Origin of the sequence: Naasia aerilata, assembly GCF_030296595.1 — a bacterium.
Classification (GTDB): Bacteria; Actinomycetota; Actinomycetes; order Actinomycetales; family Microbacteriaceae; genus Naasia; species Naasia aerilata.
The window spans coordinates 179,424-202,480 of sequence record NZ_AP027731.1; the positions used below are offsets into that span (position 1 = coordinate 179,424).

Below are 23,057 nucleotides of genomic sequence, written 5' to 3' on the forward strand. Positions count from 1 at the left end.
GTCAGCGGCGCCGGGTCGCGTCCTGCACCTCGCCGACGAGCTCCTCGATGATGTCCTCGAGGAACAGCACGCCCGCCGTACCGCCCTGCTGGTCGAAGGCGCGGGCCAGGTGCACGCCCGCCCGGCGCATGGTCGCGAGCGCGTCCTCCAGGTCGGTGCCCTCGTAGATCGAGATGAGCTGGCGGACGAACTTCGGCGGAACCGGCTGGTCGAACTCGTCGTCGTCGAGCTCGAGGACGTCCTTGAGGTGCAGGTAGCCGGTCGGCTCGCCCTCCTCGTCGACGAGCACGTAGCGCGAGAAGCCGTGGCGGCTGACCGCGTGCTCCAGGTCGGCGGGCGTCGCGTCCTCGGGCAGGCTCACGAGCTGGGCGACCGGGATCGCGACGTTCTGCACCTTCTTCTCGGTGAACTCGAACGCCGCCGTGAGCGTGCCCGACCGGTCGGAGAGCACACCCTCGCGCCGCGACTGGTCGACGATGTTCTGCACCTCCTCGAGGGTGAACGTGCTCGCGGCCTCGTCCTTGGGCTCGATCCGGAACAGGCGCACGACGCCGTTCGAGATCGCGTTGAGCGCCGAGATGATCGGGCGGAACACGGTCGCGAAGAACACCAGCGGTGCGGCGAGCAGCAGCACCGCGCGGTCCGGGACCGAGAAGGAGATGTTCTTCGGCACCATCTCGCCGATGATCACGTGCAGGAACGACACCAGCAGCAGCGCGATCACGAACGACACGATCGAGATCGCCGCGTCGGGGAGGCCGGTCAGGTGCAGCGGCGCCTCGAGGAGGTGGTGGATCGCGGGCTCGGACACGTTGAGGATGAGCAGCGAGCACACCGTGATGCCGAGCTGAGTGGTCGCGAGCATGAGCGTCGCGTGCTCCATGGCGTACAGCGCGGTGCGCGCGCTCCGCTTGCCGCGGTCCGCGAGCGGCTCGATCTGCGACCGGCGCGCGGAGATGACCGCGAACTCGGCCGCGACGAAGAACGCGTTGATCAGCAGCAGCACGCCGAGCGCGAGGATGCCGCCCCAGTCGTTCACGATGCGCCCTTCGCCTGGTCGAGCGGGATCGCCGCGACCGGGTTCGGCGTGAAGCGGATGCGGTCGATGCGGCGGCCGTCGAGGCGCACCACCTTGAGCGTGCCCGGCGGGATCTTCACCTCGTCGCCGACGACGGCGATGCGCCCCAGCTCGTTGAGCAGGAAGCCCGCGACGGTCTCATACGGACCCTCCTCGGGCACCTCGATGCCGGTCTGGTCGAGGAGCTCGTCCGGGCGCAGGCTGCCCGGGAACGACATCGACGTCTTCGTGCGGACGACGCCGGCCCGCGTGCGGTCGTGCTCGTCGATGAGGTCGCCCACCAGCTCCTCGACGAGGTCTTCCAGCGTGGCGACGCCGGCAGTGCCGCCGTACTCGTCCACGACGACCGCCATCTGGTAGCCCCGCCCGCGCAGCTCCTCCAGCAGGGTGTCGAGCAGCATCGTCTCGGGCACGCGCAGCGCCTCGGTCTGCAGCGCCCCGACGGGCACGGTCGAGCGCCGTTCCCGCGGAACCGACACCGCCTGCTTCACGTGCACGAGGCCGACGATGTCGTCGAGGCCGTCCTCGGTCACCGGGAAGCGCGAATAGCCGGTGCGGCGCGCGAGTTGAAGGACGTCCGCGGCGGTGTCCGAGCGGTCCAGGCTGGCGATGCGGGGCCGCGGCGTCATGACGTCGGCGGCGGTGTGGTCGGAGAACCCCAGGGTGCGCGTGAGGAGCGTGGCCGTGTCGGCCTCCAGCAGGCCCGCGGTGGCCGAGCGCCGCACGAGCGAGCTGAGCTCGTCCGCGGTTCGGGCGCCGCTCAGCTCCTCCTTCGGCTCGACGCCGAGCAGGCGGAGGATGCCGTTGGCGGTGCCGTTGAGCAGTCGCACGGCGGGCCGGAAGATCGTGGTGAACAGCACCTGGAAGGGGAGGACGATCTTGGCGGCGCCGCGGGGCACCGCGAGCGCGAGGTTCTTGGGCACCAGCTCGCCGAAGATCATCGAGAGCAGGGTCGCGATGAGGATGCCGGCGATCGTGCCGATCGGCGCGACCGCCCCCTCCGGGAGGCCCACCCCGGTGAGCGGCGCCCGCAGCAGGGCGCTGATGGCGGGCTCCATCGTGTAGCCGGTCAGCAGGGTGGTGATGGTGATGCCGAGCTGGGCGCTCGAGAGGTGCGTCGACGTGATCTTGAGCGCGCCGATGATGACGCCGAGATGCCGCTCGCCCTTCGCCTCGCGCGCCTCCAGGTCGGAGCGGTCGAGGTTGACGAGTGCGAACTCGGAGGCGACGAAGAACCCGGTGCCGATCGTGAGCACGATCCCGACCGCGAGCATGAGCCACTCAAACAGCACGGAGCCTCCCCGTCCCCGTCGAGAGCGCGGGGAGGGCGGTATGGGCGTGCGGAGGGTCGTCCATCGGTCGCACCAGTATACGGAGCCGCCCGCGCCCCTCCCTGGGGTGGGGGCGGCCAAACCGCATCACTTCGGACTAACCGCAACCGGAGACCGATGCGGTTAGTCCGAAGTGATGCGGGAACCTTGCCCTCCCCACGCCCACGAATTGCTCCGGTTCCACCGAACCCCACCGGCGCTCCTTCGGCGCACCCATCCGGCGCACATTCGGGCGATGGACCGACTCGTCGCCACCACTCCGCTGCTGCTCTCCCGGGACCTCCGCGCTCGCACGGGCGACTCCCGCTCCCTGAGCCGGGCGGCGGAGCAGGGGCGGCTCGTCCGGGTGCGCCGCGGCGTGTACGTCGACCGGGCCGTATGGGAGGAGGCCGGCCGCGAGGAGCGGGCCCTCCTGCACCTTCGGGCCTATGAGGCCACCGCGGATGCCCTTCCCGTGTTCTCCCACCAGTCGGCAGCTCTGCTGCACGGGCTTCCTCTCCTGGCGCTTCAGCCGGACGAGGTGCACGTGGTCGGAGGCTCGGACTCCGGAGGCCGCCGCGCCGACGGAGTGCGACGACACCCGCCCGCCGTGTCCCGCCCCGCCGTCCTTCTCGACGGGATGTGGGTCACCGACCGCGAACGCACCATCGCCGACCTCGCGGCGTCCCTCTCCTTCCCCGCCGCCGTGGTGGTCGCGGATGCCGGGCTGAGAGCAGGCGCAAGCATCCGGGACCTGCGCGATCTCGCCGACTCGGGCACCTATCGCGCCTGGCGCAAGGTCCAGCGGGTCGTCGGCTTCGCCACCGGACGGTCGGAGTCGGCGGGAGAGTCGTTGAGCCGGGCCCTGATGGACGAGCTCGGGCTGCCGGCCCCGGAGCTGCAGCGGGAGTTCTTCGACCGCCGCGGATTCATCGGCCGGGTCGACTTCTGGTGGCCGGAGCAGCGCATCATCGGCGAGTTCGACGGGCGCGTGAAGTACGGAGCGCAGCTCGAGGGCTCGCCAGAGGACCGGCTCTGGTTCGAGAAGCGCCGCGAGGACCGGCTCCGGGCGCTGGGCCCGGGCATGATCCGGTGGGTATGGGACGACCTCCGCTCCCCTGCCGGCTTCCGCGAACTCCTCGTCGCGGGCGGGCTCACCGCTAACCGCAACACTCCGGACTATCCGCATCGGTCTCCGGTTGCGGTTAGTCCGAAATGATGCGGATAGGACCTTCCGCTCTGTGGGAACGCGCAGGCGCGGGACCCCGGACGGCAGGCGCGAGCGGTTAGGCTTGATTGCTGGACGGGAACCCGGACGATCGAGAGTGGGCGAGGCACCGTGTCAAGTCAATTGACCGGAACGGATGAGGGCGCGGCGGCCGAATTCGGCGCCAACGAATGGCTCGTGGACGAGCTGTACGAGCGCTTCAAGGTGGACCGGAACTCGGTGGATCGGTCCTGGTGGCCGGTCCTCGAGAGCTACCACCCGGTGGAGACGCATACCGGGGAGGGAATCTCTCCGGAGGCGTCGATCCAGCCGCCACCGGAGGTGCCGTCGACGGATCCCGGCTCGCAGCCGGGCGGGCCCGCCGAGCCGAACCCGCCGTCGCCGACCGAGCCGCTCGCGCCGAACCCGGTCGAGCCCACCGTGCCGCTCGAGCCGCAGACCGACCCGTCGTTCTCGGGCGCCGTGGGCGCCACGGCGGCGCCCGACCCGCAGGTCGCGGCACAGGTGACCTCAGCGGTCCCGCAGAACGGGGTGCCCACCCTCCCGGCTCCGGCCCAGCAGCCGGCCCCGGCCACCGCCCCGCAGCCCGCCGCCCCGGCGACCGCGCAGCCCGCCGCCCCGGCCGCCTCGCAGCCGACCGCCGCCTCCACGGCGCAGCCGTCGGCGGTCGCGGCGCGCACGACCTCGATGGCGCCCCGCGCCCAGCCGATCCCGGCCGAGGCGCCTGCCCTCAAGGTGCAGGGCGGCGAGACGCCGGACGACGTCACCACTCCCCTGCGCGGCATGGCGAAGACGCTCTCCGCCAACATGGACGTCAGCCTCACCATCCCGACGGCGACGAGCGTCCGCACGATCCCGGCGAAGCTGATGATCGACAACCGGATCGTCATCAACAACCACCTCACGCGCACGCGCGGCGGCAAGATCTCCTTCACCCACCTGATCGGCTGGGCGCTGGTGCAGGTGCTCAAGGAGTTCCCGAGCCAGAACGTGCACTACGCGGAGGTCGACGGCAAGCCGTCCGTCGTGCAGCCCGCCCACATCGGGCTGGGCATCGCGATCGACGTCCCGAAGCCGGACGGCACCCGCGCACTGCTGGTCCCGAGCATCCGCCGCGCCGACACCATGGACTTCGGCGAGTTCATCGCCGCGTATGAGGCGCTCGTCCGCAAGGCCCGCGCCAACAAGCTCGAGGCCGGCGACTTCCAGGGCACGACCATCTCGCTGACCAACCCGGGCGGCATCGGCACGGTGCACTCGGTGCCGCGGCTGATGAAGGGCCAGGGCACGATCGTTGGCGCCGGCGCGCTCGAGTACCCGGCGGAGTTCCAGGGATCGAGCGAGAAGACGCTCGTCGAGCTCGGCATCGGCAAGACGATCACGCTGACCTCGACCTACGACCACCGCGTCATCCAGGGCGCCGGGTCGGGCGAGTTCCTCAAGCTCGTGCACGAGCGCCTCATCGGCAAGCACGAGTTCTACGACGAGATCTTCGCGGCGCTGCGCATCCCGTACGCGCCGATTCGGTGGAACCCGGACATCAACGTCGACCTCTCGGAGCGGGTCTCGAAGACCTCGCGCGTGCAGGAGCTCATCAACTCCTACCGGGTGCGCGGCCACCTCATGGCCGACACCGATCCGCTCGAGTACCGTCAGCGCTCGCACCCCGACCTCGAGATCGAGCAGCACGGCCTCACCTTCTGGGACCTGGACCGCGAGTTCGTGGTCGGCGGCTTCGCCGGTCGCCGCAGCGCGAAGCTCCGCGACATCCTGGGCGTGCTCCGCGACTCCTACTGCCGCACCGTGGGCCTCGAGTACATGCACATCCAGGTGCCCGAGCAGCGCAAGTGGATCCAGGACAAGGTCGAGAAGCCGTACGTCAAGCCGACGCACGACGAGCAGATGCGGATCCTCAGCAAGCTCAACGAGGCGGAGGCCTTCGAGACCTTCCTGCAGACCAAGTACGTCGGGCAGAAGCGGTTCAGCCTGGAGGGCAGCGAGTCGCTGATCTCCCTGCTCGACACGATCATCCAGGGCGCCGCGGAGAGCGGCCTCTCGGAGGTCGGCATGGGCATGGCCCACCGCGGCCGCCTCAACGTGCTGACGAACATCGCGGGCAAGACGTACGGCCAGATCTTCCGCGAGTTCGAGGGCACCCAGGACCCGCGGACCGTGCAGGGCTCGGGCGACGTCAAGTACCACCTCGGCACCGAGGGCACCTACCAGGGTGTCAACGGCACGACCATCCCGGTCTACCTGGCCGCGAACCCCTCGCACCTCGAGGCCGTCGACGGCGTCCTCGAGGGCATCGTCCGGGCGAAGCAGGACCGCCAGCCGGTCGGCTCCTTCAAGGTGCTGCCGATCCTCATCCACGGCGACGCGGCGATGGCCGGCCAGGGTGTGGTCGTGGAGACGCTGCAGATGTCGCAGCTGCGGCCCTACCGCACGGGCGGCACGATCCACATCGTGGTCAACAACCAGGTCGGGTTCACGACCGCGCCCGCCGAGTCGCGCAGCTCGATCTACTCGACCGACGTGGCGAAGACCATCCAGGCGCCGATCCTGCACGTGAACGGCGACGACCCGGAGGCGGTCGCCCGCGTCGCGGAGCTCGCCTTCGGCTTCCGCCAGGAGTTCCACAAGGACGTCGTGATCGACCTGGTCTGCTACCGCCGCCGCGGGCACAACGAGGGCGACGACCCGTCGATGACCCAGCCGCTGATGTACAACCTCATCGAGGCCAAGCGCAGCGTCCGGAAGCTCTACACGGAGTCCCTCGTCGGCCGCGGCGACATCACGCTCGAGGAGTACGACAAGGCGCACCGCGACTTCCAGGACCGCCTCGAGCGGGCCTTCGCCGAGACGCACGCGGCGCAGACCTCGTCCGCGCCGGTGACGGCCCCGCAGACGGATGCGGTCGCCGACCTCGAGCTGCCCGACTCGCAGCAGGACAGCGGCGAGTCCGGCGAGCCGCGGTCGACCGGCGTCGCCGACACGGTGATCCAGGCCATCGGCGACGCGCACCAGAACCGCCCGTCCGGCTTCACGGTGCACCCGAAGCTCGAGGCGCTGCTCAAGAAGCGCTACGACATGAGCCGCAACGGCGGCGTCGACTGGGCGTTCGGCGAGCTGCTCGCGATCGGCTCCCTCCTCATGGAGGGCACGCCGGTGCGGATGGCCGGTCAGGACACGCGCCGCGGCACGTTCGTGCAGCGCCACGCTGTCCTGCACGACCGGCAGAACGGCCAGGAGTGGCTGCCCCTGTCGAACCTCGCCGAGAACCAGGCGAAGTTCTGGATCTACGACTCGCTCCTCAGCGAGTACGCGGCGATGGGCTTCGAGTACGGGTACTCGGTGGAGCGGGCGGATGCGCTCGTGATGTGGGAGGCCCAGTTCGGCGACTTCGCCAACGGCGCGCAGACCATCATCGACGAGTTCATCAGCTCGGCGGAGCAGAAGTGGGGCCAGAACTCCTCGGTCGTGCTGCTGCTGCCGCACGGCTACGAGGGCCAGGGTCCCGACCACTCGTCGGCGCGCATCGAGCGCTACCTGCAGCTGTGTGCCGAGAACAACATGACGGTCGCGCAGCCGTCCACGCCGGCGTCCTACTTCCACCTGCTGCGCCGGCAGGCGTACGCCCGCCCGCGGCGCCCGCTCGTGGTCTTCACGCCCAAGTCGATGCTGCGCCTGCGCGGGGCGACGAGTGAGGTCCCGGACTTCACGACGGGCCGCTTCGAGCCCGTGCTCGACGACGCCCGGATCACCGACAAGGCGGCCGTGAAGCGGGTCGTGATGCACGCCGGCAAGCTGCACTACGACCTCGCGACCGAGCTCGCGAAGCGCGACGACCCCGATTCGGTGGCGCTCGTCCGGCTGGAGCAGTACTACCCCGTGCCCGAGCGCGAGCTCGGCGAGGTGATCTCGTCCTACCCGAACGCCGAGCTGGTGTGGGCGCAGGACGAGCCGGAGAACCAGGGCGCCTGGCCGCTGGTCTGCCTCGTGGCCGCGAAGAAGCTGAAGGAGCGCTCCATCTCGGTGGTGTCGCGGCCCGCCGCCGCCTCCCCCGCCGCGGGCTCCGCCAAGCGGCACGCCCAGGAGCAGGCGGACCTCGTCCGCCGCGCGCTCGGGTAGTCGCAGCAGCACAACGGCGAAGCCCCCGTCGATGCTCGGATCGGCGGGGGCTTTCCTTTGGGGCAGCCGTCAGCGTCGCGGGTTTACTCCTCTACGGGGAAGCAGCCGGGGACCCCGTAGGTGCGGCCGTCGTTGAACGCGTCGATGCGGTCGAACGGATCCCCGTGGTCGTCGGCGCCGGTCCACTCGGTGGAGTCCGACAGGTCGGTGAGTCCCCGGGCGAGCTCCGCCGTGTCACCCTCGGCCCACGCGAAGACGCCGTCCGCCTCCGCTCCGTAGAGCGCCGCGGCGGCGAAGCAGTCCGCCTGCAGCTCCTCCGCGGTCCACACCAGGCTGTCGTCGAGCTGCGCCTGGATCGCGTGCCCCCACTCGTGGGCGACGACCAGGTAGACGTTGGCGTCGCCCTCCGCGTACATCTCGGACATCAGCACGCGGTCCCACATCACCGAGCGGTCGTCGGTGCAGTAGAGGGCGTTGTCCTCGTCCGCGGGCTCGCCGTCGCAGGTCGTCGTGTCGCCGGGATCGGTGCTGTCGTAGGTGCCGACGACCGTCGGCGACACGTACTCGCCGGGGTAGAACTCGGACCAGTGGGCCGCCCAGAAGTCGTCGACCACGCCCACCGCCTCGTCGATCGAGGCCTGCACGTCGCCGAAGGGCGCGCCGGCGGACTCCCCGGGTCGCCGCTGCCGCCGAAGGCGATCGAGTCGGGCGACAGCGAGCCCGGGGCGCAGGCGGCGAGGGCGGCGGCGGGCAGGGCGAGGAGGACGAGGAGGCTCCTCGCTCGGGCAGTGGTGCGTGCGGTGGTCGGAATCGGGATCTCCCTGGTCGCCGGTGGAGCCCCATCCTGGCGGACGGGGACCACCGGACCTGCGGCGACATGCCCGGGCAGCAGCGAAGCCCCGCCGACCGGAGTCGAACGGGGCTTCAGGGTGCGAGGAGTGCGGACGGGCAGCGGTGCCCGCGACCGCACGTCCCTCGACGGGACGGGGCGGGTCAGTGGGTCTGGAGGGTGCGGAGGCGCAGCAGGACCTGCTCGCGCAGCTCCTCGGGCGCCGTGTCCTTGCAGGCGCGGCGCACCACGTCGGTGAGCACGATGCCCACCTTGTGCTCACCGGCGCAGGAGACGCAGTTCTCCATGTGCTCGCGGATGTCCGCGGCGTCCTCACTGCGCAGCTCGTTGTGGAGATACTCCTCGAGCTCCTGCATGGCCTTGTCGCACCCGCAATCGGTCATTGCTCCACTCCATCGTGCTTCGGGGAGCGCCGACGGGACGGCGCACCCACTGCGATTCCGCGCTCGCGCGCATACTCCCCCAGCAGCTCGCGCAGCAGTCGCCTGCCGCGGTGCAGCCGGCTCATCACGGTGCCGACGGGGGTCTTCATGATGTCGGCGATCTCCTGGTAGGAGAACCCTTCCACGTCGGCCAGATAGACGGCGAGGCGGAAGTCCTCCGGAACGGCCTGCAGCGCATCCTTGACCGCCGAGTCGGGGAGGTGGTCGATCGCCTCCGCCTCGGCCGAGCGCCCGACGCGGGACGAGGTCGCCGACTCGGCGCCGCCCAGCTGCCAGTCCTCGAGGTCGTCGATCGTGCCCTGGTAGGGGTCGCGCTGCTTCTTCCGGTAGTTGTTGATGAACGTGTTGGTGAGGATCCGGTAGAGCCACGCCTTCAGGTTCGTGCCCTGCTGGTACTGCCGGAAGGCGGAGAACGCCTTCACGAAGGTCTCCTGCACCAGGTCCTGGGCGTCCGACGGGTTGCGCGTCATCCGCATCCCGGCCGCGTAGAGCTGGTCGATGAACGGAAGCGCCTGCTCCTCGAAGAGGGCTCGGAGTTCAGCGGGGCTGGTCGTCTCCTCGATCGCCTCGACGATCGTCTCCTCCGCCTCGGCCTCTGCTGCCGCCTCGACCTCGGCTTCCGCCTCCCCGGCGACGAGCGCGGGAGAGCGGGTTTCGGTCGGATCGCTGGGTGTGCTCATCGGAGCCCAGCTTAGTTCGGGGGTCAGAAGGGGCATGGTCAGTGTCACCGATGTCTCCCTTCCGCTTCGAGTGCCGCCGTTATTGTGGGAACCGATGGGGATCCTCGGATATTCCTCGCCCCGCTTCGAGCTGCCGGGCGACGACCACGATGCGCGCAACAGCGGCGCATCCGGCGACCCGGTGTGGGCGGCACCACAGGCTTCGGGACCGCTGTCCGCCATCGTTCCGCTGCCCGGATCGAAGAGCCTCACCAACCGCGAGCTGGTCCTCTCCGCGCTCGCCGAGGAGCCCACCGTGCTGCGCGCGCCGCTGCACTCGCGCGACTCCTCGCTGATGATCGACGCTCTCCGGTCACTCGGCACCACGATCGAGCCGACCGGCCGCGACGCCGGCGACGGGCCCGACCTGCTGGTGACGCCGGGGCCGCTGGTCGGAGGTGTCGCGGTCGACTGCGGCCTCGCCGGCACCCTCATGCGCTTCGGTCCCCCGCTCGCGGCGCTCGCGCTGGGACCCGTGACTTTCGACGGGGACGCGGCGGCGCGGCGGCGGCCGATGCGGACCACCATCGACTCCCTGCGCGCGCTCGGCGTCGAGGTCGTCGACGACGGCCGCGCCGCCCTCCCCTTCACCGTGCACGGCGCCGGCCGGGTGGCCGGCGGAGAGGTGGCGATCGACGCCTCGGCCTCGAGCCAGTTCGTGTCCGGCCTGCTTCTCGCCGCACCGCGCTTCGATGAGGGTCTGACGGTGCGGCACGCCGGCGAGCGCCTGCCGAGCCTCCCCCACATCCTCATGACGCTGGCGACGCTCCGAACGCGCGGCGTCTCGGCCGAGCAGACCGCCGAGGCGGAGTGGACAGTCCGTCCCGGGCCGATCGCCGGCGGCACCGTCGACATCGAGCCCGACCTCTCGAACGCCGCGCCGTTCCTCGCCGCGGCCCTCGTCGCGGGCGGACGCGTGCGCGTCCCCGGCTGGCCGACCCGCACCACCCAGGTCGGGGACTCTCTGCGCGAGCTCCTCGTGCAGTTCGGCGCCACGGTCGAGCGGGTGGGCGACGACCTCGTGGTGGACGGCGGCGCGGGCGTGGTGGGCGGCGTCGAGCTGCCCGGCATCGACCTGGACCTCAGCGCGGGCGGTGAGCTCGCCCCGACCATCGTCGCCCTGGCCGCGCTCGCCACAGGACCCAGCCGGATCACCGGGATCGGACACCTCCGCGGCCACGAGACGGACCGTCTGGCAGCGCTCGCCACCGAGCTGAACGCGCTGGGCGGGCGCGTCACCGAAGAGGAGGACGGGCTCTCCCTCTCGCCTGCGCCGCTGTCGGCCCGCCCCGGGCGCCCGTGGCAGAGCTACGCCGACCACCGGATGGCGACCGCCGGGGCGCTCCTGGGCCTCGCCGTCCCGGGCCTCGAGATCGACGACATCGCGACCACCGCGAAGACCCTTCCGCGCTTCCCCGAGCTCTGGTCGGGGATGCTCTCCCGGCCGACAGTCGCCCTCGGGATATGACGGAGCCGCAGCCGTGAGCTGGCTCGACGACACCCCCGACGAGGACCCCTACGGCGACTACGACGAGTCCTCGGCGCGGGTGCGGCCGAACCCGCACGGCACGCGACCCCGGTCGAAGCACCGGCCGGAGCACGCCGACGCGGTGCGCGGCCGCGTCCTCACCGTCGACCGCGGTCGCGTCATGGTGCTCGTCCGTGAGGACACCCCGGACGAGGCCGAGATCTACGCGAAGCGCGCGCGGGAGCTGGGCCGGAACTCCATGGTCACCGGCGACTTCGTCGACGTGGTCGGCGACACGAGCGGGGACGACGGGACGCTCGCCCGGGTCGTCCGGATCGCCGAGCGCAGCACGCTGCTCCGCCGCAGCGCCGAGGACACGGACGACGTCGAGCGCATCATCGTCGCCAACGCGGACCAGATGATGATCGTGATCGCGGCCGCCAACCCGGAGCCCCGGCCGCGCCTCGTGGACCGCTACCTGGTGGCCGCATTCGACGCGGGGCTCGATCCGCTCCTCGTGATCACGAAGACGGACCTGGCGGACCCGGCCGAGTTCCTCTCCGACTTCGACGTGCTCCGGCTCGACGTCGTCCTGAGCGCGCAGGGCGAGGTGCCGCTCGAGGCGCTGCAGGAGCGGCTCGTCGGCCGGACCACCGTCGCGGTCGGCCACTCGGGCGTCGGCAAGTCGACCCTGGTCAACCAGCTCGTCCCCGACGCGCACCGCGCAATCGGCCGCGTCAACGAGGTCACCGGACGCGGCCGGCACACCTCGTCGTCCACCGTCTCCCTGCGGATGCGCGACGCGGAGGGCCGCTCGGGCTGGATCATCGATACCCCGGGCATCCGGTCGTTCGGGCTCGGCCACGTCGATCCCGCGAACGTGCTGCGCTCCTTCGCCCAGCGCGCGGTGACGGGCGAGCCGCCCGAGGGCGAGGTGCCTCTGGTGGAGGCGCACGACTGGGAGATCGTGGACCGCGTCCGAGGCGGAGAGCTCGGCGAATCGGGCAGGCGCCGACTCGCGTCCCTCCAGCGCATCCTGACCGTGCTGGATCCGCGTTCCGAGCAGGACTGGGAGCCGGAGGCCGACGACCACTCGGAGCCCGAGAGGCCCTCGGTCTAGGCTGGCGAGGTGACCGAGAGCGGCTACGCGGAGGACCTGCGGCTCGCCCGGGACCTCGCCGACATGGCGCACGTGCTGTCGATCGAGCGCTTCCGCGCCGTGGACCTGCGCGTCGACACGAAGCCCGACCGCACGCCCGTGACGGACGCGGACCGCGCGGTGGAGCAGGCGCTGCGGGCGGCGCTCCGCGAGTCCCGGCCGAAGGACGCGATCCTCGGCGAGGAGTACGGCGGAGAGCGCGCCTCCGGTCGCCAGTGGATCCTCGATCCGATCGACGGCACCGCGAACTTCCTGCGCGGGGTTCCCGTGTGGGGCACCCTGGTCGCCCTCGCGGTGGACGGCCGCCCCGTCGTCGGCGCGGTGGGCGCTCCCGCCCTCGGCCGGCAGTGGTGGGCGGCGAGCGGGAAGGGCGCGTGGACGGTGGATGCGCCGGGCGGGAAGCCCCGCCGCCTGGCCGTCTCGGGCGTTCGTGAGCTCCAGGACGCCTCCCTCAGCTACAACAGCCTCAAGGGCTGGCAGGAGGAGGGGCGGGCGGACGCGCTGCTCCGGCTCAGCGATCGCGTGTGGCGCACGCGTGCCTACGGCGAGTTCTGGTCGTACCTCCTCGTCGCTGAGGGCGCCGTGGACGTGGCGGGCGAGTTCGACCTGCAGCCGTACGACATGGCAGCCCTGATCCCGATCCTGGAGGAGGCAGGCGGCCGGTTCACCTCGGTGGACGGCGAGCCCGGTCCGTGGCACGGCAGCGCGCTGGCCACGAACGGTCACCTGCACGAGCAGGTGCTCGCCCTCCTGGCCTGACGGGCGCCGCTCCCCTCGTAGCGGCGCAGCTCAGCCCAGGAGGCCGTCGGCCGCGGCGACCACGTCGTCGGCGTTGACCGCGAGCAGCGCAGGGTCGGGGTCGCTGCCGAAGGTGTCGCCCACGCGCAGGCGGGCGTCGGTGAGCACGACGTGCCGACCGGGCGGCGGTCCCCACTCCTCGGGCGGCGACGGCCCGAACAGGACCACCGACGGCCGGGCGTAGGCCGACGCGAGATGGGCCGCGCCCGTGTCGACGGTGACCACGATGGCCGCGGCCGCGACGGTCGCCGCCATCTCCCGCAGGTCCATGCGGCCGGCGAGCACGCGGTCCTCAGGCAGCCCGGCGAGCTCCGCGACCCGGAGCGCGCGGTCCCGATCGGCCGCTCCCCCGGTGACGACGGCTCGGAGCCCTCGCCGCTCCAGCGCCTGGGCGACGGCGGCGAAGCGGTCGAGCGGCCAGTGCCGGGAGCCGTAGAAGGCCCCGACGTGGACGACCGCAGCACCGGGGTTCGCACTCGGACCCGGGTCGTCGAGCCACACCTCGTTCTCGTCCGCGGGCATTCCGTGCTCCGTGACGAGCCGCGCCCAGCGATGCCGCTCGTGGATGCCGTCGAGCCACTCGGGCCCGTCCCAGCCCGGCGACCGGTGGCCGATGCGGCGCCGGGGGCGGATCTCCTCCAGCCGCTCACAGCTCTCGCCGCCGACCCCGTGCAGGTTGACGGCGATGTCGATCCGGTCCGCGTCGACGGCGAGAGGGTCGTCGAGGCCGCGGGTCGGCAGGAGGGCGTCGACGCCGTGCACGAGATCGATGATCGGATCGAGCCAGCCCGGCATCGCGAGGATGAGCCGGTGCTCCGGAAAGGTGCGGCGCAGCGCGTGCAGCGCGGGGACGGCGACGAGGAGATCGCCGAGCTTCAGCGTCCGCAGCGCGAGCAGCTCGGGGCGGCCGTCGGGTTCGGCGAGCAGCTTCACAGGAAGTCCTCCAGATCGGCCCACACGTCGTCCACCGCGATGGCGTCGACGAAGGACGGGTTGTGCTCGCACCGCTCGGCGGTCCAGCCCACCTGCGTCACGTCGATTCCGCAGATCGGGCATTCGGTGCGCCAGTCGAGGTGCACGCGATGCAGCGAGCGGCCGAGCGGGCCGGCGTTGATGACGTTGCCGATCCAGTACATCGACACGGTGGGGCAGCCGACCGCCTGCGCGAGGTGGCGAGGACCGCTGTCGTTGGCGACGGTCGCGACCGACAGGGCGAGCGTGCCGACGAGCACACCCAGGTCGCCCTCGCCGGCGAACGAGCGGACGCTCCCCTCGGGAGCACCTGCGGCGCGGGCGGACGCGACGACCTCGGCTCCGAGACCGGCCTCGTCCGCGCTTCCCACCACGACGGCTCGGTGACCTCGCTCGGCGGCGCGAGCGGCGATCTCGCCGAACCGCTCCGTGGGCCAGCGTCGGCGCGGATCCGTGGCACCGGGGTGGAGCGCGACGATCGGCGGTCCGTCGCCCAGCAGGGCCTGCGCCCGGCGGACGTCCGCATCGGTCACGGTCAGGACGGGTTCGAGCGTCACCGGGCGCGCGCCGAGCAGGCCCGCCACCTCGAGGCTGCGCAGCACCTCGTGCTGGTGGTAGCGGTAGGGCACGACCCGATCGAGCGGCGCCGCATCCGGGGTCTGCAGCCCCGCCGCGACGCGGGCGCCGAGGAGGCCGTGAAGGGGTTCGAGTACCGGCCTCCCCGTGCACCTGCACGGCGAGATCGAAGCGCTGAGCGCGCAGGTCGGCCACGAAGCGCTCGGCGGCCGCTGCGTCCGGGGCCTCGCCCGAGGAGGAGGACCGCACTCCCTCGATCACCGGCAGCACGGCGACGTCGGCGATCGGTCCGGGGCGGTCCTGCAGGAGGGCCGCGTGGTGCGGCGCGCCGAGCAGCGTGATGCGGGCATCCGGGTAGCAGGCGGCCAGGGCGTCGACGGCGGGGAGGGCGAACAGGAGGTCGCCGATGTTCCCGCCGCGGAGGACCGCGATGCGCTCGACGCCCTCGACGCGGTCGCCGATCGGGCCGAGCGCGGTGCCGGCCTCGAGCGTGCGGCGGGCGTGCGGGACGTGGGTCATCGGCCCTCCTTCCCTCCCTTCCTCTCACAGATCGTCCCCGCCGTGCCACCCCCGGAGGGACGAGTGACTTCCTCAGCGAGTTGGGGGACAGTGGAAGTGTCGGCCAAGAGTGCGGAGGGAGCAGCGCGTGGACGAGACCCTGTTCGGTGAGCCCGCACTCACGCTCGACGTGGTCCGCCGCGTGGCGCTCACGGCGCCCCTCGTGACCGTCTACGGCGAGCCGATGCTGGACGGCTGGTGGCACGGCTCGAGCAATCGGATGGCCCGCGAGGCGCCCGCCCCGATCGTGGCGCTGCGCCGCCAGGACTTCGTGCCCGGCGGCGCGGCCAACACCGCCATGAACCTGGCCGCGCTCGGCGCGCGCGTGCGCTTCGTCGGGCTCGTGGGCGAGGACGAGGCCGGGAGTCGCCTCCGCGACGCCCTGGCCGCCGCGGGCGTCGACGTCGCCTTCCTGGTAGCCCGACCGGAGGTCCGCACGATCACGAAGACCCGCATCGTGGTCGCCGACCAGGTGCTCGTGCGCCTCGACGAGGGCAACGAGGCGGGCTTCGCCGACGAGGCGCTCGCCGCCCTCGCCGATGCCGCCGTCGCGGCGACGGTCGGAGCGGACGCCGCGGTCGTGTGCGACTACGGCACCGGGATGCTCGGGGGCGCGGTGCGGGAGGCGCTCCTGCATCGGATCGGGCGCCCCGCCGTGGTCACCGTCGACGCTTACGACTCCGGCGGCTGGGCGGAGCTCGCGCCCGACCTGGTCACGCCGAACGCCGACGAGGCCGCCGGGCTCGTGGGCGTCGGCCTCAAGCGCGAGGCCGACCGGGCGGCCATCGTGACCACCCTGGCCCCGCGCATCCTCGAGGCGAGCGGTGCCGGCGCGGCCGTGGTGACCCTGGACCGCGACGGGACCGTCCTCCTCGACCGAGCGGGCACGGTGCACCGGACCTGGGCACGGCCGGCGAGCGACCGCCAGGCGTCCGGCGCCGGCGACACCTTCGCGGCCGCGCTGACGATGGCCCGCGCCGCGGGGCTGCCGCTGCCCGTCTGCGCCGACTACGCCCAGGCCGCAGCCGACGTCGTGGTCGGACGCTTCGGCACCTCGGTGTGCTCCACCGACGATCTGTTGGCCCGCCTCGCCGAGTTCGCCGGCCGCGCCCTCGACCACGAGGATCTGGCCCGCCGCCTGGCCGGAGAGCGCGCCGCCGGGCGCCGCGTCGTGTTCACCAACGGCTGCTTCGACGTCCTGCACCGCGGGCACACCGCGTACCTCAACCAGGCGAAGCGGCTGGGCGACGTGCTCGTCGTCGCCCTCAACAGCGATGAGTCGGTGCGCCGGCTCAAGGGCGACAGCCGTCCGATCAACGCCGCGGCGGACCGGGCCGAGGTCCTCGCCTCGCTGAGCTGCGTCGACTACGTGACGATCTTCTCCACCGACACCCCGATCCCGCTCATCCAGCGTCTGCAGCCCGACGTCTACGCCAAGGGCGGCGACTACACGCTCGACCGCCTGCCGGAGACCGAGGTGGTGCGCGGCTACGGCGGTGAGGTGCGGATCCTCGACTACCTCCCCGACTACTCCACCTCTGCGGTCGTCGACCGCATCCGGACGCCGTCGCCGGTCTCCGATGACGTGGTGCCGCAGGGAAGGGCGAAGCGGCCCGTCCGGTCGCGCGTCGGGCGGGCGGCCGGATGACCGGCGTCTCCCGCCGGTGGTCCGGCGACTGGGGCACCGATCCCGAGCCGGTGGCGCCGGTCGTCGAGGTCCTCATTCCGACCTTCGGGCGGCCCGCGGAGCTCGCAGTCACCCTCGCGGGGCTCGCCGCGCAGGACGACCCGCCCTTCGACGTGATCGTCAGCGACCAGTCGGAGGGCGACGCCTCCATCGACGCCCCGGCGGTCCAGGCGATGGCACGGGTGCTGCGTGCGCAGGGGCGCGGCATCGAGCTCACGCGACACCTCCCCCGCCGCGGCCTCGCCGAGCACCGCCAGTTCCTGCTCGACCAGGCGACCGCCGACTACGTCCTCTTCCTCGACGACGACGTCTGGCTGGAGCCGGGCTCGATCAGCCGGATGCTCGATGCGCTGCGGACGCTCGACTGCGGCTTCGTGGGCAGCGGCGTCCACGGCCTCTCCGCGCTCAAGGAGTTCCGGCCGCAGGACCGTACGAGCTTCGAGCCGTGGGCGGACGGCGTGCGCCCGGAGCGCATCCGCATGGGCGAGCCAGGCATCGAGCGCGCGTCCCTGCACTTCGCCGCCAACCTCGTCCACGTGGCCGCCGAGGTGCCGGTGCCCCGTGACGGCTGGCTGCCCTACAAGATCGCGTGGCTCGGCGCGTGCGTCCTCTACCGGCGGGACCGGCTCATCGAGTGCGGCGGCTTCGACTTCTGGCCCATGCTCCCGCGCGAGCACTCCGGCGAGGATGTCGCGGCCCAGTGGCGCGTCATGGAGCGCTACGGCGCCGCAGGCATCCTGCCGAGCGGCGCGGTGCACCTGGAGTCGCCGACGACGGTCCGCGATCGGCGGGTGGAGGCGCGCGACGTGGTGTTCGGTCCGCCGTCCGAGCGCAGGCTGGCCTGACGCGGCGGGTGCGGGAAGGGCCGCGTGCGGGAACGTCTCAGGCCGTCGCCTCCTGCTCGTGGGCGTGGCGCCGCTGACCCAGGTCGAAGAGGCCGAGCACCAGCGCCACCGCGATGAGCGCGACCGCCACCAGGATGCCGTTCCGGAATCCCTCGTGGTAGACGGCCAGCGAGCTCTCGTGGTGCGCCTTCGCGTAGAGGGTCGCGAAGAACGTGGAGGTCGCCGCGGCGACGCCGATCGCCGTGCCCACGCGCTGACCGACCTGGGCCATGGAGCCGGCGACGCCGCCCTCGGTGACCGGCACCTCGGCCAGGGTCAGGGTCTGGTTGGGCGAGACGACGAAGCCGCCCCCGGCTCCGGCGACGGCGAGCGCGGCGGCCATGAGCCACGGCGCGAGCTCCGGCGGCGAGATCACGGCCAGCAGGACGTTGAGCCCGAAGCCGAGGATGACGGTCACGATGCCGCCGACGACCAGCGCGCGTCCCCACTTCTCGACGAGCCGCCCGCCCAGGTAGGCGGTGTAGGCGGAGACGAGGGCGAAGGGGATCGTCACCATGCCGGCGAACACCGGCTCCAGCTTGAGCCCTTCCTGAAGGTAGAGCGTCGTCAGCAGGAACGAGGCCGGCACGGCCGCGAAGTAGACCGTCGCGATGAGCAGGCCGTTGCGATAGGAGGCCCGGCGGAAGAGCGAGAACCGCACGGCCGGGGAGCGGCCACGAGCCGCGTACCGGAGCTCCCACCACACGAAGACGGAGGAGAACAGGGCGGCGCCGATGAGGAAGAACCAGCGGCGCGGGTCGTCGTCCGGACCGCCCGTGGTGAGGACGAACGGCAGCATGAACGTGAGCACCGCCCCGCCGAGCAGGAGCACGCCGATGGGGTCGAGGTCCCGCACCTGGTCGTCCCTGAGCTGCTTCCGGGGCAGCAGCCGGGCGGCGAAGAAGAGCAGCGCGATCCCGAGCGGGATGTTCATCCAGAAGAGCAGGCGCCAGCCGTTCTGCGGACCGCCGACCGCGATGAGGAGGCCGCCGAGCGTCGGTCCGAACGCGGTGGAGATGCCGATCATCGACCCGAACAGCCCGAAGGCGCGCCCCGGGCCGGGCCCTGGAACAGCTGCTGGATGAGGCCGAGCACCTGCGGCATCTGGATGCCGGCGGCGATGCCCTGCAGGAAGCGGCCGATCATCAGGAACAGGATGTTGGGCGCCAGCGCGCAGATGAGGCTCGTGACCGTGAACGCCGAGAGCCCCACGAGGAACAGGGCTCGGCGCGACTTGATGTCGCCCAGCCGGCCGGCGGGCACGAGGGCGAGACCGAACGCGAGCGCATAGCCCGCGACGATCGCCTGCAGCTCCGTGGGACCCGCGTGCAGCGACTCCTCGATCGAGGGCAGCCCGACGTTCACCTTCGAGAGGTCGAGGATGGTCAGCGCTGCGACGGCGACGCACACGGCGAAGGCCCGCCACCTGGTCCGGTCGTCGATCTCGGGCAGGGGCGATTCGTTCGTCATGACCTGCTCCACGCTAGACTTGGTGTCCTGGGTCATCCCCGGGCTTGCGCCCCCGGCGACGGCGTGCGCAGCGGGGGCGGACCTCTCAGCGGAGGGAACTCCAGCAGCGCGATGGTGACCGATTGTGGAGATGGGGGAATTGAACCCCCGTCCATTGCTGTAATCCCGTGCCTTCTACGGGCGTATCCAGTAGAAAGCGTTCTGCTCGGCTCCGATCCTTGTCACTGGCACCTGAATCGACGAGCCCAGCCTCGGTTCAAGTCCCGCGGCGCCCAGAGGCGCAACGCCGCAGCAAGCTCCCTTGATGACGCCAGTACCCGGGGCGGGAGCACACCCGGACTGACGGACTCACACTCTGGCCTTAGACGGCGAGAGCGAAGTCGGTGCGCTTGGAATTGGCACCTGTTGTTTGCGGAGGGCGTTAACGAGATAACCCCGCATCCTCGACCCGCTTCTCACGGTCATTCAGGCAATGTCGAAACCGATCATCCCCGTACTGGCCTCCCGCGGGTGCTCGAGAAGAGCAGGGCCGCATCCGGAAGGGGTCACCATCGCGCTGTGGAGTTGTCAAAGCACCGTCGAGGACGGCATCACAGGTTACAACGGGGCGGCCGGCGAAACCATTCCCCGGTGCGTGCGGGCCTGCACCGCGGGCCGATTCGGCGTTTCGGGGCCTGAGCGGCGGCCCGGATTGGACGATCCGGCCCGTGTCGCCCCCGTGGGCTAGTCGCCGAGGTTGCGGCGCGTGCCCATGGCCCGCTCCGCCTCGCGGCGGTCCTGCCGCTCGCGCAGGGTCTGGCGCTTGTCGTACTCCCGCTTACCCTTCGCGACCGCGATCTCGACCTTGGCCTTGCCGTCGAGGAAGTAGATCCGCAGCGGCACGAGCGTGTAGCCGCCCTCCTTCACGCGGTGGCTGATCTTGAGGATCTGCTGCTTGTGCAGGAGGAGCTTCCGCTTGCGCCGCGGGGCGTGGTTCGTCCAGGTGCCCTCGATGTACTCGGGGATGTACACGGCGTCGAGCCAGGCTTCCCCGCCGTCGATGAACGCGTAGCCGTCGACGAGCGAGGCGCGGCCCATGCGGAGGGACTTCACCTCGGTGCCCATGAGCACGAGCCCGGCCTCGTAGGTGTCCTCGATCGTGTAGTCGTGGCGCGCCTTGCGGTTGGTCGCGACGACCTTCTCGCCCTGTTCGCGTGGCATGGCTCACCTCCTCGACTTCCGACCCCGCGCCCGTTGTCCGGGCAGCCGCCCAGTCTACCGGGAGCCGCAGCGCACGTCGGAGCGCGGGCCGTGCGGACATCCGCGACCCCGCACCCGGTTGCGGCCTGTCCGCAGCACCCGCTGATGCTCAGACGCGGAGGTGCCGCCGGATCGCCAGGTTCGCTGAGAGCCCCGCGAGCAGGACGCCGACACCGACGAGGAGCGGGACGACCAGAAGCGCGTCGTTGAGGTTCACGAGGGAGAAGCCGAGCTGCGACTTCGCGAGGAAGCCCTGCACGAAGAACTGCACGGCGCCGACGACGACAGCCCCGGCCAGCAGCGACCCGACGAGCGACGCGAACATCCCCTCCAGGACGAACGGGGTCTGGATGAACCGGTTCGAGGCGCCGACGAGCCGCATGATCCCGAGCTCCCGCCGTCGCGAGTAGGCCGACAGCCGGATCGTGGTCGAGATGAGCAGACTCGCTGCGACGAGCATGATCAGGGCGATGCCGATCGCCGCGATGCTCGCCGTGTTCAGCACCGCGAAGATCTGGTCGAGGAAGCGCCGCTGGTCCACCACGCTGTCGACCCCGGCGAGGCCGGCGAAGCTCTCCTGCAACACGTCCGACTGCGACGGGTCCTTCAGGTTGACCCAGAACGCCTGGTTGAGCAGGTCCGGAGTCACGTAGTCGACGAGCGAGTTGCCCTTGAACTGCTCCTTGAACTTCGCGTACGCGTCGTCCTGGGACTCGTAGTAGTACTTGTCGATCAGCGGCGAGAGCGTCGGCGACGTGAGCTGCGCCTCGACGGCCGCGACCTGCTCGGGCGTCGCGGCGCCGCTCACGCACGCCTCGCTGCCGACGGTGCCGTTGCAGAGGTACACCGCTACCTGGGCGCGGTCGTACCAGTAGTTCTTCATCTGGCCGATCTGCAGCTGCAGCAGCGCGGCGGCGCCCACGAAGGTGAGCGAGATGAAGGTGACGAGCACGACCGAGACGACCATCGACACGTTGCGGCGGAGGCCCTGGCCCACCTCGCCCCAGATCAGCGCGAACCTCATGATGTGGGTCCGATCTCCTGAGTCGACGGATGGGGAGAATCGCCGGACGGGCGCAGGCCGAGGCGGACCGCGAGCGAGAGCGCGTCGTCCTCGATGGCCGGCTGCGGTCCGGTCGACGGGTGCGGGGTGTCGAGCCCGGCGCCCGCCGCCGCGCGCAGGCGGAGGGCGAGCGGGAGCTCCCCGCGGGGCGAGGTGGTCTCGTCGATCAGCGAGGTGACGGGGCCGTCTCGAAGGATCGGCGTCGACGCCGTCACGGGCTGGACCGGCGTGGTCGCGGCGGCGGGGACGGCGTCCTCGACCACGGGCGCGGCCGCCGGGGCGGCGGCGACTGCGGCGACTGGGCCGGTGACCACGGGGCCGGTGAGGACAGGGCCCGTGGCGACAGAACCGGTGGCGATGGGTCCGGTCGCAGGGGCCGCCGTGGCGACGGGGACGGGTCCGGTCGCCGGTGCTGCCACGGGGACGGGAACGGGGCCGGTGGCCCGGGCGATCGACGGCCACGGGGGTGCCGCGATGGGCGTCGGCGCCGTGCGCGGGGCCGACGCGGCCGAGAAGGCGGCAGGCACTCCGCGCGCCGGCGCCGGAGGGGCGGCGAGGGCCACCGGGCCCGTCGCCGACGCGACGGAGGGTGCCGCGGAGGCACCGGCGAGCACGAGCTCCGGCTCACGGGCCTGCTCGACGGTCGGCACGGACGTCGTGTAGCCGCCCTCGATCTCGTCGCGGATGATGTTGCCGCCGACGAGCTCGATCACGCGCCGCTTCATGGCGTCGACGATGCCGACGTCGTGGGTGGCCATGACCACCGTCGTGCCGCTGAGGTTGATGAGCTCGAGGACCTGCATGATGCCCTGGCTGGTGACCGGGTCCAGGTTGCCGGTCGGCTCGTCCGCCAGCAGGATGGCCGGCTTGTTGACCACGGCGCGGGCGATCGCGACGCGCTGCTGCTCGCCGCCGGAGAGCTCGTGCGGGAGCCGCTCGGACTTTCCTCGAGCCCGACCATCTGCAGGACGTCGGGCACGGCCTCCTGGATGAAGCCCTTCGACTTGCCGATCACCTGGAGGGTGAAGGCGACGTTCTGGTAGACGGTGCGGTTCGGCAGGAGCCGGAAGTCCTGGAAGACGACGCCGAGGCTGCGGCGGAAGTAGGGGATCTTGCGGTTGGAGATCGAGCTGAGCCGCTGGCCGAGCACGTGGATCTCACCGGAGGAGGGCTTCTCCTCCTTGAGCACGAGGCGGAGGAAGCTGGACTTGCCGCTGCCGGAGGCGCCGACGAGGAACACGAACTCGCCGGCCCGGATCTCGACGTCCACCGCATTGAGCGCCGGCTTGGAGTTGCCCGGGTAGAGCTTGGTGACGCGGTCGAAGCGAATCATGGCGCTACCGAGCGTAAGGAGGCCCCCGCTCAACCCCGGGAGCGACACCCATAATGCGCACCTTCCGGCTCAAGTGGTGCGCTCCGCCGTA

The 23,057-nt window shown here is 71.7% G+C and carries 18 protein-coding genes, 1 other RNA gene and 2 pseudogenes; 8 read left to right on the forward strand and 13 right to left on the reverse strand.

What is annotated here, in order from left to right; all coding sequences use genetic code 11:
- Position 1 precedes the first annotated feature (1 nt).
- Positions 2-1,039 carry a hemolysin family protein gene (locus tag QUE51_RS00995; RefSeq protein WP_286277763.1) on the reverse strand — a complete coding sequence of 346 codons (1,038 nt, stop codon included), beginning with the start codon at positions 1,037-1,039 and terminating at the stop codon, positions 2-4.
- On the reverse strand, positions 1,036-2,352 hold the full coding sequence (locus tag QUE51_RS01000) for a hemolysin family protein (protein ID WP_286279482.1): 1,317 nt from the start codon (positions 2,350-2,352) through the stop codon (positions 1,036-1,038). Before QUE51_RS01000 ends, QUE51_RS00995 begins: the two co-directional genes overlap by 4 nt.
- Before the next feature lie 292 nt (positions 2,353-2,644).
- On the opposite strand from QUE51_RS01000, the gene QUE51_RS01005 reads away from it, so the two are divergent.
- Both QUE51_RS01005 and QUE51_RS01010 read left to right on the forward strand, forming a co-directional pair.
- On the forward strand, positions 2,645-3,607 hold the full coding sequence (locus QUE51_RS01005; RefSeq protein WP_286277765.1) for a type IV toxin-antitoxin system AbiEi family antitoxin domain-containing protein: 963 nt from the start codon (positions 2,645-2,647) through the stop codon (positions 3,605-3,607).
- A 132-nt stretch (positions 3,608-3,739) separates the two neighbouring features.
- A complete protein-coding gene (locus QUE51_RS01010) occupies positions 3,740-7,747 on the forward strand; it encodes a multifunctional oxoglutarate decarboxylase/oxoglutarate dehydrogenase thiamine pyrophosphate-binding subunit/dihydrolipoyllysine-residue succinyltransferase subunit (RefSeq protein WP_286277766.1) in 4,008 nt (1,335 codons plus the stop codon).
- Between the two features lie 83 nt (positions 7,748-7,830).
- On the opposite strand, the gene QUE51_RS01015 is transcribed toward QUE51_RS01010, so the two are convergent.
- The 3 genes from QUE51_RS01015 to QUE51_RS01025 all read right to left on the reverse strand — a co-directional run bounded on the left by QUE51_RS01015 (position 7,831) and on the right by QUE51_RS01025 (position 9,720).
- Positions 7,831-8,391 carry a neutral zinc metallopeptidase gene (locus QUE51_RS01015; protein ID WP_286277768.1) on the reverse strand — a complete coding sequence of 187 codons (561 nt, stop codon included), beginning with the start codon at positions 8,389-8,391 and terminating at the stop codon, positions 7,831-7,833.
- 349 nt (positions 8,392-8,740) lie between these two features.
- Entirely contained in the window at positions 8,741-8,980 is a 240-nt protein-coding gene (gene rsrA, locus QUE51_RS01020) for a mycothiol system anti-sigma-R factor (protein ID WP_286277770.1), read from the reverse strand.
- Complete coding sequence (locus tag QUE51_RS01025; RefSeq protein ID WP_286277771.1) at positions 8,977-9,720, reverse strand: sigma-70 family RNA polymerase sigma factor; 744 nt, start codon at positions 9,718-9,720, stop codon at positions 8,977-8,979. Before QUE51_RS01025 ends, rsrA begins: the two co-directional genes overlap by 4 nt.
- A 94-nt stretch (positions 9,721-9,814) precedes the next feature.
- On the opposite strand from QUE51_RS01025, the gene aroA reads away from it, so the two are divergent.
- Genes aroA through hisN form a run of 3 tightly spaced genes read left to right on the forward strand, consistent with a single transcriptional unit; the run spans position 9,815 to position 13,145 of the window.
- Positions 9,815-11,227, forward strand: a complete 1,413-nt coding sequence (aroA, locus tag QUE51_RS01030) for a 3-phosphoshikimate 1-carboxyvinyltransferase (protein ID WP_286277772.1) — start codon at positions 9,815-9,817, stop codon at positions 11,225-11,227.
- A 13-nt stretch (positions 11,228-11,240) separates the two neighbouring features.
- On the forward strand, positions 11,241-12,347 hold the full coding sequence (rsgA, locus tag QUE51_RS01035; RefSeq protein WP_286277773.1) for a ribosome small subunit-dependent GTPase A: 1,107 nt from the start codon (positions 11,241-11,243) through the stop codon (positions 12,345-12,347).
- A 9-nt stretch (positions 12,348-12,356) separates the two neighbouring features.
- Positions 12,357-13,145 (forward strand): histidinol-phosphatase, encoded by a 789-nt coding sequence (hisN, locus tag QUE51_RS01040; protein ID WP_286277775.1) that lies wholly within the window; start codon positions 12,357-12,359, stop codon positions 13,143-13,145.
- A gap of 30 nt (positions 13,146-13,175) precedes the next feature.
- Here the strand turns inward: hisN and QUE51_RS01045 are convergent, their stop codons facing one another.
- Positions 13,176-14,117, reverse strand: a complete 942-nt coding sequence (locus tag QUE51_RS01045) for a glycosyltransferase family 9 protein (RefSeq protein WP_286277777.1) — start codon at positions 14,115-14,117, stop codon at positions 13,176-13,178.
- Positions 14,114-14,785, reverse strand: coding sequence for a glycosyltransferase family 9 protein (locus tag QUE51_RS17660; protein ID WP_350226691.1), 672 nt, complete (start codon positions 14,783-14,785; stop codon positions 14,114-14,116). The genes QUE51_RS01045 and QUE51_RS17660 overlap by 4 nt, the downstream gene beginning before the upstream one ends.
- 94 nt (positions 14,786-14,879) lie before the next feature.
- On the opposite strand from QUE51_RS17660, the gene QUE51_RS17665 reads away from it, so the two are divergent.
- From QUE51_RS17665 to QUE51_RS01060, 3 genes are read left to right on the forward strand one after another with little or no spacing between them, the layout of a single operon-like run.
- A complete protein-coding gene (locus tag QUE51_RS17665; protein ID WP_350226692.1) occupies positions 14,880-15,401 on the forward strand; it encodes a hypothetical protein in 522 nt (173 codons plus the stop codon).
- Positions 15,379-16,938 carry a D-glycero-beta-D-manno-heptose 1-phosphate adenylyltransferase gene (gene rfaE2 / locus QUE51_RS01055; protein WP_286277779.1) on the forward strand — a complete coding sequence of 520 codons (1,560 nt, stop codon included), beginning with the start codon at positions 15,379-15,381 and terminating at the stop codon, positions 16,936-16,938. The genes QUE51_RS17665 and rfaE2 overlap by 23 nt, the downstream gene beginning before the upstream one ends.
- A complete protein-coding gene (locus QUE51_RS01060; RefSeq protein ID WP_286277781.1) occupies positions 16,935-17,822 on the forward strand; it encodes a glycosyltransferase family A protein in 888 nt (295 codons plus the stop codon). The genes rfaE2 and QUE51_RS01060 overlap by 4 nt, the downstream gene beginning before the upstream one ends.
- Before the next feature lie 37 nt (positions 17,823-17,859).
- Here the strand turns inward: QUE51_RS01060 and QUE51_RS01065 are convergent.
- The 6 genes and pseudogenes from QUE51_RS01065 to QUE51_RS17675 all read right to left on the reverse strand — a co-directional run.
- A pseudogene (locus QUE51_RS01065) lies at positions 17,860-19,367 on the reverse strand (MFS transporter).
- A gap of 86 nt (positions 19,368-19,453) precedes the next feature.
- Positions 19,454-19,824: a transfer-messenger RNA gene (gene ssrA, locus QUE51_RS01075) on the reverse strand.
- Positions 19,825-20,054: 230 nt separating this feature from the next.
- On the reverse strand, positions 20,055-20,531 hold the full coding sequence (smpB, locus tag QUE51_RS01080) for an SsrA-binding protein SmpB (protein ID WP_286277784.1): 477 nt from the start codon (positions 20,529-20,531) through the stop codon (positions 20,055-20,057).
- Between the two features lie 148 nt (positions 20,532-20,679).
- Complete coding sequence (gene ftsX / locus QUE51_RS01085; protein WP_286277785.1) at positions 20,680-21,594, reverse strand: permease-like cell division protein FtsX; 915 nt, start codon at positions 21,592-21,594, stop codon at positions 20,680-20,682.
- Positions 21,591-22,511 (reverse strand): FtsE family protein, encoded by a 921-nt coding sequence (locus QUE51_RS17670; protein WP_350226693.1) that lies wholly within the window; start codon positions 22,509-22,511, stop codon positions 21,591-21,593. The genes ftsX and QUE51_RS17670 overlap by 4 nt, the downstream gene beginning before the upstream one ends.
- Before the next feature lie 125 nt (positions 22,512-22,636).
- Positions 22,637-22,966, reverse strand: a pseudogene (locus tag QUE51_RS17675) (cell division ATP-binding protein FtsE); the annotation flags it as partial.
- Between the last annotated feature and the right edge of the window lie 91 nt (positions 22,967-23,057).